Source organism: Herpetosiphonaceae bacterium (assembly GCA_036374795.1).
Taxonomy (GTDB): Bacteria; Chloroflexota; Chloroflexia; order Chloroflexales; family Kallotenuaceae; genus LB3-1.
On record DASUTC010000019.1, the window covers coordinates 1 to 3,237 of the forward strand.

A 3,237-nucleotide genomic window follows, 5' to 3' on the forward strand; every position below is an offset into this window, starting at 1 on the left:
GAAGGGATTGGGCAGGAAGCGCTCGGCGGTGAGGTCGGGGCGGTGATGGTAGCCGCGCGCGAGGCCGATACCGCCGAGGTACAGCTCACCGACCACGCCGGGCGGCACCGGCTCCCCCTGGGCATCGAGCAGATAGAGCTGCGTGTTGGCGATCGGACGTCCCAGCGGCGGCGGCGCTGCGTCGTCAGGCTGACACGCGGCGATCGAGGCGCAGACAGTGGCTTCGGTTGGGCCGTAGGCGTTGCAGAAGCGGCGGCCCGGTGCCCAGCGGCGCACCAGCTCGGCAGAACAGGCCTCGCCCGCGACGATCAGTGTCTCCAGCCTGGGCAGCGGGTGCTCCGGCAGCGTGGCAAGGGTCGAGGGCGGCAGCGTGACATGGGTAATGGCGCGCTGGGCCAGGAAGGCGGCCAGCTCGGCGCCGACCAGCGGACGGTCGCCGGGGAGCAGCTCCAGGGTAGCGCCCGCACCGAGGGCCATGGCGATCTCGGAGATCGAGGCATCGAAGCTGATCGAGGCGAACTGGAGCACACGGCTGTGAGGCGTGACGGCAAAGGCGTGCTGCTGGGCCAGCGTCATGTTGACGAGGCCGCGCTGGGCGACGAGCACGCCCTTGGGGGTGCCAGTCGAGCCGGAGGTGTAGATCACGTAGGCGAGGTGATCGGGATCGACGGCGGGCAGATTGTGGGTCGGCTGGTGGTCGAGCAGCTCAGCGGCGGTATCGAGACACAGCACGGCGGCAGCCTGGCCGGGTAGTGCAGGCCGTAGGGCGGCATGCGTCAGTAGGAGGGCGACCTGGGCATCGCGGAGCATCAAGCCGAGCAACTCGGCGGGATAGGTCGGGTCGAGCGGGACGTAGGCGCCGCCCGCCTTGAGCACGGCCAGCAGCGCGACGACGAGATCAAGGGAGCGCTCAAGGCAGAGGCCGACGCGGGTGTCAGGGCCGACACCGCGCGCGCGGAGGGCATGGGCGAGCTGGTTGGCGCGCGCGTTGAGCGCGGCATAGGTGAGCTGCGTGTCGGCCAGCGTCACGGCCAGGGCATCGGGGGTACGGGCGGCCTGCGCTTCGATCAGGTGGGGCAGGGTACCAGCGGCGGGCACGGGCACGGCGGGGGCGTGCCAGGCGTGGAGCCAGTGCAGCCGCTCGGCGGGGGCGAGCAGGGTCAGCGCGGCGAGCGGCTGGGTGGGCTGGGCGGCGAACTGTGCGAGCAAGCGCTGGAGATGCGCCAGCAGCCGCGCGATCGTCTCCGGCTCGAAGCGCCGCCGATCGTATGTGACGCGCAGGGCTACAGTCTTCCCAGGAGCGACGATCACGTTCAGCGGATATTTACTCTGCTCATCGCTGTAGAGGTTCGCCATCACAACGCTAGGACGAGCGCCATCGCCACCGCCTGCGGTTGTCGCCGGATAGTTCTCGAAGACCAGCAGGCTCTCGAAGAGCGGCTGCCCACGGGGCACGTCGCTCCAGCCCTGGATCTGCACGAGTGGGCTGTACTCGTACTGGCGGAGCTCGGCCTGCTGCGCTTGCAGCGCCTTGAGCCAGTCCAGCAGCCGCGCGGCAGGCCGCACCTGCACGCGCACCGGCAGCGTGTTGATGAACAGGCCGATCATCTGCTCGACGCCCGGCAGCTCGGCGGGCCGCCCGGAGACGGTCGCGCCGAAGACCACATCCGGCTCCCCGCTGTAGCGACTCAGCAGGATCGCCCACGCACCCTGCACGACGGTGTTCATCGTCAGCCCATGCTGGCGGGCGAGCGCTTGAAGTGCTGCGCTCGGCTCAGCCGGAAGATGCATCTCATGGCGGCCATACTGGGGCTCGTCGTCGCTTGTGTATACGAGATGATCCACACCAAACGCGGTGGGCGCAGCGAAGCCTGCCAGAAATTGCCGCCAGAAGGCTTCCGCCTGGGCCATGTCCTGGCGCTGCAACCACGCGATGTAGTCGCGGTAGGGCCGAGGGCGCGGCAGGTGTAGCTCGCGTCCCTGGCTCGCCGCCTCGTAGGAGGTGAAGATCTCGTTGAGCAGCAGCGGCAGCGACCAGCCATCCAGCAGGATGTGGTGCTGACTCCAGACAAAGGAGTACGTATCGTCGGCGGTTTGGAAGAGCGCCAGGCGCATCAGCGGCGCTTGCGCAAGGTCAAAGCCACGAGCAAGATCGGCCTGGAGGAACTGTTGTAGCCGCGATTGATGCTCGTCTGGGTCTAAGCCGCGCCAGTCTTCGATCGTCCAGGGCAGCTTTGTCTGACGACGCACAACCTGAAGCGGCGAGTCTAATCCTTCCCACAAGAATGCTGTGCGCAGGATTGGATGCCGATCCACAGCCTGCTGCCATGCCCGCTGGAATGCTGCAAGATTCAGATTGCCCCGGAGTGTAGAGATCGTCTGCTCGACGTACAGCCCAGGATCATAGAGTGTATGGAACAGCATTCCCTGCTGCATTGGCGAGAGCGGGTAGACATCCTCGACATTTTTCATACGGGCAATTCCTCCGAGGTATCGACGTCATCGAGCAGGCTGGATAGCTTGTCGAGTGTGTATTGATCTAGTTGGGCAAGCGGGAAGTCGGAGGGGGTGAAGCCCCCGGCATCCGGCGAGAGACAGTGCTCGATCAGGGCGCGCAGGGCCGCGATATACTCCTGCGCCAGCCGCTCGATTGTGGCGCGCTGATGTAGCTCCTCGCTGTAGCTCCACGAGAATTGTAAAATCCCCTCGTACACTGAGCCTGTAATTTCTATCAGGTAGCGCCGTGGGTTATCCGGGCTTTGCGACTGACCTGTTGATCCGGGTGCTGGTTTCAGCAGCCCGTCTGTGGGCGTGCCGCGATCGAGCTGACCGAGGTAATTAAAGTTGATCTGGGCGGGCGGCATGGCGCGCAGCGGCGCGGTGTCCTGGCTCTCATTGAGGTAGCGCAGGAGGCCGTAGCCGATGCCGCGCTGCGGGATCTGGCGCACCTGCTCCTTGATCGCCTTGAGCTGCTCGCCCGGCCCGGCCCACAGGTCGACCTCCAGCACCACCGGGTAGAGGGTGGTGAACCAGCCCACCGTGCGCGCCAGATCGACCTCGGCGAAGAGGTCTTCGCGCCCGTGGCCTTCCAGCTCAATGCGTACCGCATTGCCAGTCCAGTGCGTGAGCGTTTGGGCCAGCGCCGTCAGCAGCACATCGGTAATCTGCGTCTGGTACGCTGCTGGCACCTCATGCAGCAGCGCGGTGGTTTCTTCGGCGCTCAGCCGCCCCGTCACC

At 66.4% G+C, this 3,237-nt stretch carries 2 protein-coding genes; both read right to left on the reverse strand.

Translation table 11 applies throughout. From position 1 onward, the window contains the following. Positions 1-2,472: amino acid adenylation domain-containing protein (locus VFZ66_00865; GenBank protein ID HEX6287704.1), on the reverse strand; the 2,472-nt coding region annotated here is incomplete at its 3' end. Then, positions 2,469-3,237 (reverse strand): condensation domain-containing protein (locus VFZ66_00870; protein ID HEX6287705.1); only part of this gene is annotated, 769 nt, incomplete at its 5' end. The genes VFZ66_00865 and VFZ66_00870, both read right to left, overlap by 4 nt.